13 protein-coding genes are annotated in these 13,583 nt (G+C 70.3%); 8 read left to right on the top strand and 5 right to left on the bottom strand.

Going from position 1 to position 13,583, the window contains the following annotated elements; all coding sequences use genetic code 11:
* Positions 1-488: 488 nt before the first annotated feature.
* From ABZ876_RS22465 to ABZ876_RS22455, 3 genes are read left to right on the top strand one after another with little or no spacing between them, the layout of a single operon-like run.
* The gene (locus ABZ876_RS22465; RefSeq protein WP_361784261.1) at positions 489-2,615 is read left to right on the top strand and encodes a helix-turn-helix transcriptional regulator; all 2,127 of its coding nucleotides are present in this window, start codon (positions 489-491) and stop codon (positions 2,613-2,615) included.
* A complete protein-coding gene (locus ABZ876_RS22460) occupies positions 2,612-3,604 on the top strand; it encodes a hypothetical protein (RefSeq protein ID WP_361783875.1) in 993 nt (330 codons plus the stop codon). The genes ABZ876_RS22465 and ABZ876_RS22460 overlap by 4 nt, the downstream gene beginning before the upstream one ends.
* On the top strand, positions 3,601-4,482 hold the full coding sequence (locus ABZ876_RS22455) for a DUF6339 family protein (RefSeq protein ID WP_361783872.1): 882 nt from the start codon (positions 3,601-3,603) through the stop codon (positions 4,480-4,482). The genes ABZ876_RS22460 and ABZ876_RS22455 overlap by 4 nt, the downstream gene beginning before the upstream one ends.
* A gap of 15 nt (positions 4,483-4,497) precedes the next feature.
* Here ABZ876_RS22455 and ABZ876_RS22450 read toward each other — a convergent pair whose 3' ends face one another.
* The 4 genes from ABZ876_RS22450 to ABZ876_RS22435 form a co-directional block, all read right to left on the bottom strand.
* Positions 4,498-5,727 (bottom strand): DNA cytosine methyltransferase, encoded by a 1,230-nt coding sequence (locus tag ABZ876_RS22450; protein ID WP_361783870.1) that lies wholly within the window; start codon positions 5,725-5,727, stop codon positions 4,498-4,500.
* Positions 5,728-5,814: 87 nt separating this feature from the next.
* Entirely contained in the window at positions 5,815-6,786 is a 972-nt protein-coding gene (locus ABZ876_RS22445) for a DNA cytosine methyltransferase (protein ID WP_361783867.1), read from the bottom strand.
* Positions 6,783-7,184 carry a very short patch repair endonuclease gene (locus ABZ876_RS22440; RefSeq protein ID WP_361783864.1) on the bottom strand — a complete coding sequence of 134 codons (402 nt, stop codon included), beginning with the start codon at positions 7,182-7,184 and terminating at the stop codon, positions 6,783-6,785. The genes ABZ876_RS22445 and ABZ876_RS22440 overlap by 4 nt, the downstream gene beginning before the upstream one ends.
* A 323-nt stretch (positions 7,185-7,507) precedes the next feature.
* Positions 7,508-8,527 (bottom strand): hypothetical protein, encoded by a 1,020-nt coding sequence (locus tag ABZ876_RS22435; protein WP_361783861.1) that lies wholly within the window; start codon positions 8,525-8,527, stop codon positions 7,508-7,510.
* A 289-nt stretch (positions 8,528-8,816) separates the two neighbouring features.
* On the opposite strand from ABZ876_RS22435, the gene ABZ876_RS22430 reads away from it, so the two are divergent.
* A complete protein-coding gene (locus tag ABZ876_RS22430) occupies positions 8,817-9,332 on the top strand; it encodes a hypothetical protein (RefSeq protein ID WP_361783859.1) in 516 nt (171 codons plus the stop codon).
* A 1-nt stretch (position 9,333) separates the two neighbouring features.
* Positions 9,334-9,885, top strand: a complete 552-nt coding sequence (locus ABZ876_RS22425; RefSeq protein WP_361783856.1) for a hypothetical protein — start codon at positions 9,334-9,336, stop codon at positions 9,883-9,885.
* A 12-nt stretch (positions 9,886-9,897) separates the two neighbouring features.
* Here the strand turns inward: ABZ876_RS22425 and ABZ876_RS22420 are convergent, their stop codons facing one another.
* Positions 9,898-11,295 carry an MFS transporter gene (locus ABZ876_RS22420; RefSeq protein WP_361783853.1) on the bottom strand — a complete coding sequence of 466 codons (1,398 nt, stop codon included), beginning with the start codon at positions 11,293-11,295 and terminating at the stop codon, positions 9,898-9,900.
* Positions 11,296-11,461: 166 nt separating this feature from the next.
* Here ABZ876_RS22420 and ABZ876_RS22415 point away from each other — a divergent pair, with 166 nt between their 5' ends.
* The 3 genes from ABZ876_RS22415 (at position 11,462) to yidC (ending at position 13,371) form a co-directional block, all read left to right on the top strand.
* A complete protein-coding gene (locus ABZ876_RS22415) occupies positions 11,462-11,989 on the top strand; it encodes a helix-turn-helix domain-containing protein (RefSeq protein ID WP_361783850.1) in 528 nt (175 codons plus the stop codon).
* 219 nt (positions 11,990-12,208) lie between these two features.
* Positions 12,209-12,526 (top strand): DUF6412 domain-containing protein, encoded by a 318-nt coding sequence (locus tag ABZ876_RS22410; RefSeq protein WP_361783847.1) that lies wholly within the window; start codon positions 12,209-12,211, stop codon positions 12,524-12,526.
* Positions 12,527-12,660: 134 nt separating this feature from the next.
* Positions 12,661-13,371: a membrane protein insertase YidC gene (gene yidC / locus ABZ876_RS22405; RefSeq protein ID WP_361784258.1), complete on the top strand. Its 711-nt coding sequence runs from the start codon at positions 12,661-12,663 to the stop codon at positions 13,369-13,371.
* Positions 13,372-13,583 lie beyond the last annotated feature (212 nt).

The following is a 13,583-nucleotide window of genomic DNA, read 5'->3' as shown; positions in this document are numbered from 1 at the left end:
GTGAGGGCGGCTCCGAATAGGGGTGCAGCGCCCCTCAGGGGGAAACTAGAATTCGACCTCGTTCGGGGCATGAAAAACACGGGTGGGACGGTGTGTTTCTTTGCGGGTGAGGAAACGGAAAAACTGAATCAGGTGCGCAGAAAGCGACGTCGCATCGCTGCCTGTGTACCGTCGGAAAACTCAAAGAGGAGAAAACGGCACACTTCTACCAGGGCGTCGGAGAATTGTCTCTTCCGAGGCGTGTGGGGCCGCTGGTCAAGGACCGTACCCGGTCGTGTGGGGGTGCGCAAGGGGGTTTGAAAAGGCATCTACCGAAGGGAAGAATGGGGCAATCAGGAGGAAAGTTTGGCGTATCTCCCTGGGTGGTCATGCTGCGGTGATCGGGATGTCTGTCAAAGGTCGTTTGACAGTGGGCGCAGTGTCAAAGGCGCAGGTATGGTGGCCTCCTTGTCCGACGCACGTGGCGCAGGATCCGAGAGCAGGTGACCGTGGAAGCAGGCGAGGACTTCGGTCCATGGCTGGCGCGGCAGTTGAAGCTCGCCGACATGACACAGACCGAGCTGGCCCAGGCCGTGGAGGTGACGCGCGCGGCGGTCTCGGCGTGGATCACCGGACGGGCCACTCCGCGCCCCGAGACGATCGAACGTATCGCCCGGGCCTTGAACACCGATCTGGCCACGGTGCACACCCGCACAACCGACACTCAGGCCGGCCTGCCTGTCGGCTGGTACCACCGTCCCGGACATGCGGACGGCGGGCGGGAGTTGGGCAACGCCGCCGCGTTCGCCTTCGACGCCGACGTGTCGGTGCTGGCTCGAGAGACCTGTCAGAACAGTCTCGACGAGCGGCTCACCGAGAACGGGCGACCCGTACGCGTGCGTTACACCCTGCACGAGCTCAACGGTGAAGCTCTCGCGAGATTCCGAGAGGCCATCCAGTGGGACGACCTCTTCCCGCACTACGAGGCCGCCGCCGCGCAGGAGCAGAAGGTCGGCCGGGTCATCGACGCGGGGCTGCGCGACATGTACGAGCACGACCGCCTCGTTCTGCTGCGGGTGGACGACTACAACGCCGCGGGCCTGACCGGCGACGACTACGACGACGGCCGCTTCGCGGCGGTGGTGAGGCGTCAGCTCGACAGCCACAAGTCGGGAACGTCGGCGGGTGGTTCGTACGGCTTGGGCAAGGCCACGCTGTGGGCCACCAGTCGACTGGGTCTCGTGCTCATGAACTCCACGCTGTCCGAACCGCACGAGGGCCGCACCGAGCGTCGCCTGATCGGGCGCCTCGACCTTCCGTGGCGTCGGGTTCACGGCAAGCCGTGGGCAGGGCCGGCGTGGCTGGGACGACCCGACCCCGAGTCCCCGGGAGCTGCGGTGGCGCGCTCCTGGTGGGCGGACGAGGAGACCGTCGAGTCCCTGTATCTGAAGCGCGAAAGCGGTGAACCCGGTACGTCGTTCCTGATCGTGGGAGCTCACGACGTGGCGAGCCTTGTGGACGACAATCCCGCCCCCGACGGTGACGAGGGCGAGGACGACGACAGCATCCAGCGGATGCATCGCAGACTCGTGCGGGCCTTGGGCAAGAATTTCTGGGCCGCCATGACGGGCGGCGGTGACCAACTGCCCCTGCTCGAGGCCTCCGTTCGTACCCTGCGCAACGGTGAGGTGGTCCTGGCGGAGGAGCGCGTGGACCCCGCGGTCACCCAGCCGTCCCGTACGCGCGCCCTGAAGGCGTTTCTCGACGGTACGACCGTGGAGCAGCTCACGGAATCGGGACAGGTGGCCGCGGTCACCGTGCCGCTCAACCTGCCGGCTCGAGGGAGCGGACGTGCCTCTCTGGGCGAGCATCGCGCCGTGCTCCTGGTGACGGACGCCGAGGACGCGGACGGCAAACCCAATCGTGTCGCGGCGATGCGCGGCAACCGTATGACGGTGCGGGACGCCCCTGTCCCCGGGCTGCCGTTGTCCGTCAACCCGTTCCAGGCCGTCCTGCTGGCCGGCGACGCCGCGGGCCCACGGGCCCCGTTCGCCACCGAGGCCGAGGAGTTCCTGCGTGCGGCCGAGCCCCCTGAGCACAACAAGTGGGGACAGACGGAGGAGTTGACACTCACCTACTCGCCGTCGGCCTATCGGCGGATCACCTCCCTCACCCGGGAGACCAACGCGGCGATCAAGGCGCTGGTGGCCCGTCCCAAGAAGAGGCCCAAGGCCGGGGGAGGGCGCCTGGCCCCCAAGCTGACCGTCGGCGCCGGGAAGAAGACGCGTCGACTCTCGACGGCGACGCTGCCGGTGCTGGAGGAGTTGGACGCCCAGGTGCTCGACAGCGGCGCCTGGCAGGTGATCGGTGAGATCAGGATTCCCGCCGGAGGCCACATGTGGCCGCTCGTCCCGGTGGCCAAGTTCGATGTTCGCTCCGGTCCACGTCCCACCATCGCGTGGGCGGAGCTCGTGGGAGTGGACAACTGTCGGGTGGTGGACGGCACTCTGCGCTTCGACGAGGCGCGCGCCGCGACGTTCCGTGGGGTGACCGATCCCACGACGCACGCCGTAAGGACGAGCCTGAGCGGTCTCGTCGTCGAACTGCGCACCGGTGAAGGGGAGCCGCTGTCATGAAGGTGTTCCCATACCCGCGCCTGCGCGGCACGGTCTCCCTGCGGGTGGACGCGGCGAGAGTCAAGGCACCCGAGCAGCCACGCGAACAGCTCGACTCCCGTGCTCGCTCCGTGGTCGAGCGCGCCGTCGCGCTCGGCCTGGCGGAGACGGAGGACTGGGAGACCGCCACGTTGACCGTCTCGGCGACGATTCCGGCGAAGGCCACCGAGCCGGGAGGCCCGTGGTCCGATGTCGTGGTCGTCGCGGTGCTGACGGACAGGGCGACCAACGCCCGTGTCACATCAAGGCTCCTTCCCGAGGCGGAGGGCGGCCGTGAATGGCGTGGCGAACTGCAGGTGCTGCGTGCCGACCTGTTCGACCGCGCCACGCTGACGGTTCAGGTGGTCGCGACGGTCGACGGAGTGCCAGGACGGATCATCGCGGAAGCGGCCGCCGACTGGATCATCGACGCGAGGAGCGACACCCCGGCACGGGAGCAGAGCTTCGACATCAAGGAAGGCGGATTCGCCAAGGGCCCCGGCTGGCTGCGAAAGTTCACCGACGCCCCGTGGATCGTCAACGCTTCGGGGACGTTGCCCACCGTGCACATCAACACCGACTTCGAGGGATTGACGGACATCCTCGGCGCCGAGGGACGAGGGCCTGAAGGACTGGTCAACGAACTGATGGTGTCCCAGATGGCCGCTGACGTGTGGATGGCCGTGTTCCACTCGGCCATCGGCGACCTGGAGATCGAGGACGACGGCACACCCCTGTTCCCGCATGGTTGGCAGGGTGAGGTGCTCAGGGAGATGCTTCCTGATGTCGTGCCCGAGCGGACTCTCGAGGACGCCTTGCGCGAGGTGCATCGGCGGCGTGTGGGCGCGACGGGATGGACCGAGCTGCAGCCGCGTATCCAGTACGCGGCGATGCGAAGGGCCGAGGTGCCCAGGGCGCTCTCGGAGACCGTACGCGGTCTGGCCAAGCTCAAGCGTGAGGACGAGGCATGACGGAGAGTCCCGACCACCTGCCCGAGTACCTGGCTCGACTCGCCGACGAGGAAGCGGTGCGGTTCATCACGGACGGGTTGCTGTCCGGGAAGGACAACGTCCCGGCGATCGCCCTCAACCAGGCCGCAGAGGCGCTGCCTGAAGGTCCACGGTGGCGACTTCGCGCGATACGAGACCTGATCGACGACGCGATGTACACGTATCGGGACGACAAGCCGACGCAGGTGGATGCCTGGCTCGCTCCGCGGCTGCACGCGGTTCTTCGCCTCACGCGTGCGGAGGCCGCCGACCCCGCACTGTGGAACTACCTGGCCCTCGGCGTCGCTCCCGACTTCGTGGTCTGGCGGCACCTTTCGGAGTCGAAGAAGACCGTCAACGCTCGTTACTTCAAAGGCCCGTATCACAAGCAGGCCTTCGCCCGGCTCTGGTGGGCGGCTGAACTGTTCCGAAACGGGCCCGATTACGAACCGGTCGTCATCGCGTGCGGCAGTCAGGAGATGATGAACGGACCGCTGAGGTACGACGTGATCGACCATCGGCCCACGGCGCAGGCATTGGTCCGGCTGCTGCGACGGGAAGTAGTGCGGACGGGTCGTGAGGCGAACGCCCTGTTCAAGGCTGTCAATGTAGCGGCGGCGACCCTCATGTACGACGTGATCGCGCCGGACACGGAGCGGGATGCCAGGGCGGTGCGGAGATGGATCGACGAGGGAGAGGAAGGCCGTGCCGTGCACCATCGCCCTCTTCCGGTCGGGCCTGCCGAGGAGCGCACCCCCGAAGACTCGGTGGAGCGCCTGACGGACCACTTCGCGGAGCTGTTCGCGGACGCTCCCGTGCGGGGGAGGGAAGACGGCGAGGAGGGCTCCGAGGAGGACTGATCCGAGCCCTTCGTGCTACGAGCGGGGCGGAAGCCAGGACTTCAGCGCCGCGATGGCTCGCTCCTTGCGGCTGTCGTCCAGTTCCAGTGCTGTGCACAGGACGTGCACAGCGAGGAGCGGCGGGATCGCGTTGCCGATCTGCTGCGCGACATCGGCGCCCCGCCAGGGGTACTCGGCCGGAAAGGTCTGCAGCAGGCCGGCCTCACGCAATGTGAAACGGTCCTGTTCCGGGCCCAGTTCGGGCTCACCATCCGCGTTGTAGCCCTTCAGGTCGAACACCGTGTTGCGACGCACCTTACCGGTGACGGTGGCAGCCGGCGCTTCGGAGGTGCGCAGTCCTCGTTTCTTGGGGTCACCGCCCGATCCGTAGTTGGAGCGGACGACGAAGGCCGTGGAACGCGAGTCCTTGAGCGCGTCGCCCATGGAGACCCATGGCTTCACCGACCGCGGTGCCTGCACCGGGGCGTCGAAGAGCGGGCTCTGCTGGAGGTCACGTGGCCGCACGTCGGGTTCCCGCACCGCGGTGAGGCGCTTCGCCCCCTTGCGATAGCGCTGATGCGTGATCGGCGGGAACTCGACACCTCGACCTCTGCCGTCCCCCCGGCGACGAGCGATCAGCACCGCACGGCGACGTGTCTGTGGCACCCCGTACTCCTCGGTGTGCAAAATGTCGCATTCCGCGTCGTATCCGAGGTCGCGAAGGATCTCGCGGTACTTCTTCCATACGGGGAGGACGGTGGGCACCTGCTCCAGTACCACCACCTCGTAGGGAACGGACTTGAGCTTCTTCTCGACGATCCACCGAAGGGGTTGGAGCACGAGCCCGGTGCGCTCGTCGGCCCATTCCAGTTCGACGGCTCTCCGCTCGACCTCCGCCCAGGCCTTCTCGAGCTCCTCGACGGTCTTGCTGTCCCCCACGAGTTCGGCCAGGTCCGTCACCTCGTCGAGGGCTTTGTGCCCCTCCCGGTTGCCCGCCACCGAGTAGGTCTGACAGGGCGGCCCTCCGGTGAGGACGCGTGCCGAGCTGACCTCGGGGTCGAGCGGGTTCAGCTTCGCCACGTCGCCCTCCTCGGTGGTGAGCAGATCGGCGGCGTGCCGGGTCTCGCGGGTCGACTTCTCCCACTCCACCCCGATGGTGGGTACTCCGAGCACCTCGGCCGCGATGTCCAGGCCCCCCGGTCCCGCGAAGAGATCGACGATGACGGGCGGATCCTGGTTCGCGGCCGGGTGAGGTGCTCGGGTCATGAGGCGCAAGTGTAGCCAGCGTGCACCACCTGTATCAGGAGGCCGGTCGAAAACCCGCGATGCCGCTCTGACCAGGAAAGACTTCGTTCAGGAACAGAGCGCGTGGGCGATGGCCAAGCCGAGCGCCTCGCCAACCGGTGGCGGGGAGGCGTGGCCGATCTGCCGGTAGCGGGCCGTCTTCCTTCCGGTGATCACCCAGTCCTTCGGGAAGCTCTGGAGCAGGGCTGTCTGGTCCACCGTGAGCCGCACCGTGCCGTCCTTGCCGAGTTCCGGTGCCCACACGAAGTCCGGTCCGGGGATCTCGTCGCCCAGCGAGTGGGCGTTCACCCCCAGCTTCTCCCACTTCCGTTTGCTTCCGGCAGGCCCCAGGTCGGCACCACCGCGATTCTTCGACCCGCCGACCAGCGTGGGGGCGACGGCCGCCGCTTGGGCTGCCCACCGGTCGGCATCCTTCCAACCGAGCGATCGCATGGAGGGCACCAGTGCTTCGCCGACCGACACATGGTCCGTCGTGGTGGGGGAGGGCGACCGAAAGGAGGAGAACCGCCGCTTCTCGAGTGCCACCAGAACCCCCTGCTTGCGGTCCTGCGGCACTCCGAAGTCGGCGGCGTTGAGGACGAACCAGCTGAACTCGTAACCGAGATGCTCCAGTTCCGCGCGGGCGAACTCGCGGAAGTCGCGGAACCTGTCCGAGTGTGCGAGGGCGGGCACGTTCTCGACGAGCAGCGCCCGAGGCCTGACCGCGTGGGTCAGGTAGACAGCGGCCTTCAGCAGCCGTTCCTCCTCGCCCGACTCGGCCCGAGCGGCCGTGGCGTTGGACCTCACCCGCGGCAGTCCCGCGGACAACAGGTCCACGTCGTAGCTCTCCGGGTGCTCGCTCGGGTCGAGGTCGAGAAGGTCCGCCTGAAGCACGTTCCAATGCGGTCGGTTGGCCCGCAGGGTCCGGCAGGCATCAGCGTCCTCGTCCAGCAGCAGTCTCGGCTCGAAGCCGGCCCGCTCCAGTCCCAGGGCGAGCCCACCTGCCCCCGAGCACACGTCGACAAAGGTCAGCCCGCTCATCGATCGGCCCCCCGCCTTCGTTGGCCCCTTCGTCGCTGCACAGCCGCCGCGATACGCGGTGCCACGTCCTCCGCCGCTTCATGCTCCCAGAACCGCAGGACTTCCCACCCGGCTGCCACAAGATGCTCAGTGGTCTCCGCGTCCCGCGCCATGTTGCGGTCCAGCTTCTGCCGCCACCACTCCGCATTCGACTTCGGCTGCGTCGCGTGTACGGGGCAGCCGTGCCAGAAGCAGCCGTCGATCAAAACGGCCACCTTGACCGAGGTGAAGGCCACGTCGATCCGGCGCCGGGCCATGCCCGGCACCGGGTACTCCACGCGGAAGCGCAGCCCGGCCGCGTGCAGCAGGCGACGGACCGCCAGCTCGGCTGCCGTGTCCTTGCTTACTTGTCTGCTCATACGTGCCGAGACGGCCGGCGACGACGGCTTCATCGTGCTCAAAGCTGCTGTGCCTCACGATCGTGGCTCGGTCCGTTCGATGACCGCCGAGTCCGCCCGGCCCGAGTCGATCGCCTGGAGCCGCACCCGGGCTGCCCCGGACTGGACGAGGTGGTCGTGACGAGACCGGACGTCGTCACGAGCCCGCGTGGATCGATCGAGCCGTGTGACTACGGCTGCGGTGTCGATTCCATCACGGGGTCGAGTGCAACCGCACCAGGTTCCGGTGGCCGGGGCCGGAAGCTGGTCCCCGCCATTCCCGGTATCGCGCTGCCGGCCGGCCTTCAGGCCTCCGGGTCGCCGTGGCAGCCCGAGTACGAGCGCCCCGCCCCGCACCAGCACACCCCACCCCGCTCCGGCGGCCAAGCCTCCGCCCGCCCCCGTGCCGCCAGTGTCGTGGCGTACTGGGGGAGCAGGGACGTGTCCTCCGGGGTCGTGCCCTCCGACGCTGCGAAGGCCTCGTAGGAGGGGACCGTGCCGGTCACGATGCCCAGGTTCGGGGTGCCGGAGGCGGCCAGTTCCCTCAGGGAGGCCTCTATCGTCGACAGGTGCTCCTCGTGGGAGGAGTACTCGGTGGCCAGTGACGGGTACGCCGACACCAGCTCGTGCAGTTCGGGCGCCGGCCAGTGCAGGACCGCGACCGGGAACGGGCGGGACAGGGCCTCCCGGTACGCGCCCAGCTCCGCCCGAAGGCGGCTGATCTCGGCCTGGAGTTCCGCCGGGTTGTCCGAGCCCAGGGACCAGATCCGCTTGGGGTCGTGGAGTTCGTCCAGGGAGACCGAGGAGGAGTGGAGGGTGTCGGCCAAGGTGTCCCACTCGTCATGGGCCGCGCCCAGCATGCGGCGGACCCGGTGGCGGCCGTAGAGGAGCGGGTGCGTGGACTGCGGGGGCTCCGCGGTGTCGCCGAGCAGGAGCCGCAGCCCCTGTGTGAACGTCTCCTCCGCCGCCTCCAGCTCGTCGTGCGACTCCAGCGACTCCGCGACGATCAGCCAGGGCGCCGGGTGGCGAGTGGCGGATGCGCGGACTCCGTCGATGATCGCCCGGGCTTCCGCCTCGTGGTCGTACTCCCACAGGTTCGATGCCTTCAGGGCCCGTACGAGGTGGGGGTTCTCCAGCGGTTCGGAGGACGACAGCAGGCGGTCGTACAGCGCGGTCGCGCCGGGGCGGTCACCGGCCAGTTCCCGGTGGGCCGCGGCCTGGAGCAGCAGATGTTCCGCGTCCTCGGGGTACAGGCCGGCAGTCCGCTCCAGGCGTGCTGCTTCGGCGTTGTGGTCGACGTTCTCGGCAGGCGTGTCGGGGCGCATGGGGGACACCGTACTGCCGCCGACCGACAAACGAGAGAGATTCGCAGGCCAGGGCCAGGGGGTGGACGTCTCGGTCGGGAACCTCACGTCTTGCTCAGAAGCTCCGGCGGCGAGGCGGAGAGGCAGTACGGTGCCGGCAGAAACGGGCGCACCGGGAGACGGTGCCGGGAGACCACCGGTAGACGTTCGCTCGGAGACCACCGGTAGACGTTCGTCCGGAGAGCACCGGGAGGTGTTCGCCCGGAGGGCACCGGGATCGAGTACGGCTGGAAGACGGGGGAGACCAGTCATGACCTCTACGCGTACGGGCGCCGCCGCGCGCCCGTGGATCTGGATCGCCGGTGGTGTCGTGCCGGCGGCGGTGCTGCTGCTCGGGGCGTGCACCGCGTCCGAGCGGCACGAGACCCCAGCGGGTGCCTCGGCTCCGCCGGGTTCCCGTACGGCGGCCCCGCGCTCCGGGAGGACGCCGACCGAGCAGGCTGAGGCGGCCCTTGCCGCCGTCGGCAGCGGGGCGTTGGTCGAGGCGGGTACGGAGCGCGTCGCAGACGGCATCCACCCCAAGCCCGTGTTGAGTGCGGGCAGGAGATACCGGCTCGACCTGGTGTGCGTCGGCCGGGGCGGTGCGCGGGTGGCGTTCACGCCGGCGGGCGCGGGTACGAAGGCCACCGTGCCGTGCGATCGGTCGGTGGTGTGGCAGCGGATCACCCCGCACGGGCACAGCCGGAACAGCCCCGTCCATATCGATGTCGACGGAGCCAAGGGGTCGACGGGTGTGATCTCCTGGGCCGTTCGGGAGGTGGTCTGAGGTGTTCTCGAGAACGCCTGCGGGCTGGGGCACCGCCTGTGCCGTGCTGCTGCTTTCGCTCGCCGCCTGCACGACGGGCCACTCCGACGCCGGGCCATCTCGCGCGGTACCCGAGCGGTCAAGCGACTCCGCCGTGCCCGGCGAGGCCACCGCGAGGGTCACCGCCACCGCCACCGCCACCGCCACCGCCGCCGCCGAACGGCCCTCGTTCCGGGCGCCGGAGCTCGGTGACGGTGAGACCCTCGCCGGCCGCCAGGAGCCGACCCGCGGCAATGCGAGCTTCGAGTTGGGTACGGGCAGGAAGGGGGACGCTCTGCTCGTCGGTGTGCGGTGCGAGGGCCGGGGACGGATGTACGTCGCGGTGCGGTCGGTGGATGCCTCCTTCTCCGTGGACTGCCGGGCCGGCCGGGTCGGCTCCTACGAGAACGAGTTGGCGCTGACCGGCGCGGACCGCCGCGGCACCGTGGCCGTCGAGGCGCCCCCGGCCGTGCGATGGTCCGTGACGGTCGGGCGGGGCGCACCGGCCCCCAAGGGCCCGGCCGGGCCCGGGTGACCGGCCGATGCCTCAGGCGCCCCGCTCCCGCAGTGCCAGGACACCGGCCGCACCCACCAGGGCCAGGCCCGCCGAGACGACCAGGGCGATGTTCGCGCCGTGCGCCGGTGCGCCGCCGCCCGAGGTGACCAGGGCGATGGTGAGGGCCACGCCCGCGCAGGAGCCGATGTAGCGGAACGTCTGCTGGGCGCCCGAGCCCATCGCCGCCCGTGCCATGGGAACCGACTCCACGGCGACCAGCGGGAGCGCGGCGTTGAGCAGACCGCTGCCCACGCCGCCGATCAGCAGGCCCGGCAGCAGCCGCGTCCATGAGTGGGCGCCTATGGCGCCGAGCATGGTCAGGACGGCGACGGCGTGCAGCGCGAAGCCGAGGGCCAGTTGGTGGCGGGGCGAGACGCGGCCGGCGAGCCGCTTCGCCTGGAGGGCGACCGCGAAGGACAGCCCGGACCAGAGCAGGAACAGCCATGCCGTGTCCATGGCGGAGAGGCCCAGCGTCCGCTGGAGCAGAGCGGGCAGGAAGCTGAACAGGCCGATCACCCCGAGGCCCGTGAACAGTCCGGCCGCCGAGGAGCCGAGGAAGCGTGGGTGGCGCAGCAGGGTGAGGTCGATCATCGGGGTCCGGGTGCGGTGCTCGACCATGGCGAAGAGCAGGATCAGGAGCACGGCCGCGGCGAACAGCAGAAGCACCGGCGCTCTCAGCCAGCCGTCCCGGCCCAGGGTGAGGGCGGCCACCAGGGAGACGAGGGCGAGGCTGAAGACGGTTGCCCCCACGAGGTCGGGCCGGCCGGCGCGGGGAGCGCGGGACTCCGCCAGGGTGCGTGCCGACAGGGCCGCGATCACGAGCGCGGCGGCGCCGAGGACGCCGTAGGCGGCCCGCCAGGTGGGCATCGCCCCGGCGATCAGGGGGCCCGCCGCGATACCGCCGCTGACGAACGCGCCCCACACGCCGGTCGCGTGCAGCCGGCCGCGCGGGCTCGGGTAGGCGTGCACCAGCAGGCCGAGGCTGCTGGCGAGGATGGCCGCGCTCGCCGCGCCCTGGGTGATGCGGGCCAGCGTGAACAGCCAGGTCGAGGTGGTGAAGGCGCCGAGCGCGGCGGTGACTCCGAGGGCGACCGTGCCGGCCACGAAGATCCGGCGGCGGCCGTAGTCGTCGGCGAGGCTGCCGGCCACCAGGAGCAGCGCGGCCAGGCCCAGCGGGGTGCCGTTGAGGAGCCAGGCCTGGGCGGAGGCCGGGGTGTGCAGGGCGGCGACGGTGTCGGGGAGCGTGACCACCGGGGCGGTGTAGTTCATCAGGGCCACGGTGGTGGCCGCGCTGGTCAGGGCGAGGGTGTGGGTGGACCGTGCGGCCTTGGGTGCCGCGGGCGCGGTGGCGGTGCTTGCGGTGGTCGCGGTGGTTTCCAGCTGGGGCATGGCCTGCGCTTCCGGAGCGGATGGGAGGGGCGGGAACCGGTGAGTTCGTTCATTGAACTGACTTGGGTCCCGACCGTAGCAGCGTCGGTTCGGTCATTGAATCAACGGCAGGCAAAGTCGGTTCGGTCAATGAACCGGTGGGCCGAAAAGTGGTTACAGTGGGGTCATGGCTCTCGGTAAGGACTACGCGGCACAGGAGTGCTCGATCGCCCGGGCGCTGGAGGTCGTGGGCGAGCGCTGGACGCTGCTCGTCGTGCGTGACGCGTTCTACGGCGTACGGCGCTACAACGATTTCCTCGTCCACCTCGGCATCCCGCGCGCCGTTCTCGCGGCCCGTCTCCAGACCCTCACCGCCGAGGGCATCCTCGAGAAGCGCCGCTACCAGGACTCGCCGCCCCGGGACGAGTACGTCCTCACCGACCGCGGCATCGCCCTGTGGCCCGTCCTGCGCGCGCTGGGCCTGTGGGGGCGTGAGCACTTCACCGAGAAGCAGCTGCGTATCTACCGGCACGCGCCCTGCGGGACGGAACTGGGCTCGTACGGCGAATGTCCCGCCTGCGGAACCGTCGTACCCCCCTCGGACGTCGAAGTAGAGCCGGGACCCGGGCTCGACCCGAGCCCGGCCGATCCGGTCAGCCGAGCGATCCTCAAGCCGAGGAGGCTGTTGCAGCCGATCGAGATCGAGCCCGTTTGACGGGAGCGAGCCCGTATGGCGGGGGCGAGCCCGTATGGCGGGGGCGAGCCCGTGTGGCGGGGGCGAGCCCGTGTGGCGGGGGCGAGCCCGTATGGCGGGGGCGAGCCCGTGTGGCGGGGGCGAGCCCGTATGGCGGGATCGGCCTGTGTGGTACCGAGCCTGTGTGACGGGGCCAGGCTCGTAGGAGGGTGGGACGTGTGTGTGGGGGGAGGGCAGTCCATGATCCGTAGCCGGGTGAACCTGTGCCCCGCCGCCGTGCTGCTCGTCCTGCTCCTCGAGGTCGCCGTCCTCGGCACCGGCAGCCTGCCCGCCGCCGTGGCCGTCGCCTTCGCCGCGACCGCCGCGGCCGGCTCCGCACTCGCCGTCTGCGCGCTGATCAGCGCCCGCAGCGTGCCCGCCGTACCGCCGACGCGGGTGCGCACGGCCCTGCGCGACCGCGAGCACCGCACCGCCTTCCTGCCGCAGCGGGACCCCGACGCCCCGGGCCGCAGCCGGCCCCGCGCACCGGGGCGGGCCCTTCCGGCGACCACCGTGTAGGGCCCACACCTCTTCGCTTCCATGCGCTCGCCGCACGAGTGCCAGACGTGTGACCCCGCGCGGGTCGTCATGCCGACACCTTCTCTCTTCCCGGCACGACGAGACCCCCGGAGGGCTCACCCATGTCCACGTTCATGTCCGTGTTCGCCGGCCTGGTCGAGTGGCTCGCAGACCTGCTCCAGCCGCTCTTCCACGCCTCCGCGACGGCCGCCGCGATCGTCCTGTTCACCGCACTCGTACGACTTCTCGTCCACCCCCTGTCCCGGGCCGCGGCGCGCGGGCAGCAGGCCCGCGCCAGGCTGCAACCCGAGATCGCCGAGCTGCGCAGGAAGCACGCGAAGGACCCGGTGAAACTCCGGCGGGCCGTTCTCGATCTGCATGCCCGGGAACGCGTCACCCCGTTCGCGGGCCTGCTGCCGAGCCTGCTCCAGGCGCCCGCCTTCTTCCTCCTCTACCACCTGTTCTCGAGCACCACGATCGGCGGCGAGGGCAACGATCTGCTCACCCACACGCTGTTCTCCGCGCCGCTCGGTGACCGCTGGGCGGACGCGCTCGGTCACGGCGGACTCCTCGGACCGGCCGGGCTCGTCTACCTCGGACTGTTCGCGTTCGTCGCGGCCGTCGCCGCCTTCACCTTCCACCGCGCGCGGCGGACGACGGCCGAGAGCGTGGCCCTGGCGGGGGAGGGGGAGCAGGTGCCCGGGCTCGGCGCGGTCGCCAAGGTGATGCCGTTCCTGTCCTTCCTCACCCTGGTCACCGTGGCGGTGGTGCCGCTGGCCGCCGCGCTGTACATGGTCACCAGTACGACGTGGAGCGCGGTCGAGCGGGCGGTGCTCTACCGCTGAGCGCGGCGGCGATCCGGCGGTCGCCGGTCCGCCGGGCCGGTCCGCCGGGCCGTGTCACCGGGCGGGCCGGTCACCGAGCGAGCCGCCGGGCCGGTCACCGGGCGAGCCGCCGGGCCGGTCACCGGGCGGGCCGCCGGGCCGGTCACCGGGCGGGCCGCCGGGCCGGTGGCCGGATCGATTCGGGCGGTCCAGTCCGTGAACGGGGTGTTGCG

This window comes from Streptomyces sp. NPDC046931 (assembly GCF_040644655.1).
Taxonomy (GTDB): domain Bacteria; phylum Actinomycetota; class Actinomycetes; order Streptomycetales; family Streptomycetaceae; genus Streptomyces.
The sequence above is the reverse complement of the archived record's forward strand: the minus strand, read 5'-3'. Positions and strand labels throughout refer to the sequence as shown.

What these genes read in the sequence shown, in the direction of transcription:
- ABZ876_RS22460 (WP_361783875.1), top strand. Translation starts at nt 2,612, where the DNA reads ATGAAGGTGTTCCCATACCCGCGCCTGCGCGGCACGGTCTCCCTGCGG.
- ABZ876_RS22455 (WP_361783872.1), top strand. Translation starts at nt 3,601, where the DNA reads ATGACGGAGAGTCCCGACCACCTGCCCGAGTACCTGGCTCGACTCGCC.
- ABZ876_RS22450 (WP_361783870.1), bottom strand. Translation starts at nt 5,727, where the DNA reads ATGACCCGAGCACCTCACCCGGCCGCGAACCAGGATCCGCCCGTCATC.
- ABZ876_RS22445 (WP_361783867.1), bottom strand. Translation starts at nt 6,786, where the DNA reads ATGAGCGGGCTGACCTTTGTCGACGTGTGCTCGGGGGCAGGTGGGCTC.
- ABZ876_RS22440 (WP_361783864.1), bottom strand. Translation starts at nt 7,184, where the DNA reads ATGAGCAGACAAGTAAGCAAGGACACGGCAGCCGAGCTGGCGGTCCGT.
- ABZ876_RS22435 (WP_361783861.1), bottom strand. Translation starts at nt 8,527, where the DNA reads ATGCGCCCCGACACGCCTGCCGAGAACGTCGACCACAACGCCGAAGCA.
- ABZ876_RS22430 (WP_361783859.1), top strand. Translation starts at nt 8,817, where the DNA reads ATGACCTCTACGCGTACGGGCGCCGCCGCGCGCCCGTGGATCTGGATC.
- ABZ876_RS22420 (WP_361783853.1), bottom strand. Translation starts at nt 11,295, where the DNA reads ATGCCCCAGCTGGAAACCACCGCGACCACCGCAAGCACCGCCACCGCG.
- ABZ876_RS22415 (WP_361783850.1), top strand. Translation starts at nt 11,462, where the DNA reads ATGGCTCTCGGTAAGGACTACGCGGCACAGGAGTGCTCGATCGCCCGG.
- ABZ876_RS22410 (WP_361783847.1), top strand. Translation starts at nt 12,209, where the DNA reads ATGATCCGTAGCCGGGTGAACCTGTGCCCCGCCGCCGTGCTGCTCGTC.
- yidC (WP_361784258.1), top strand. Translation starts at nt 12,661, where the DNA reads ATGTCCGTGTTCGCCGGCCTGGTCGAGTGGCTCGCAGACCTGCTCCAG.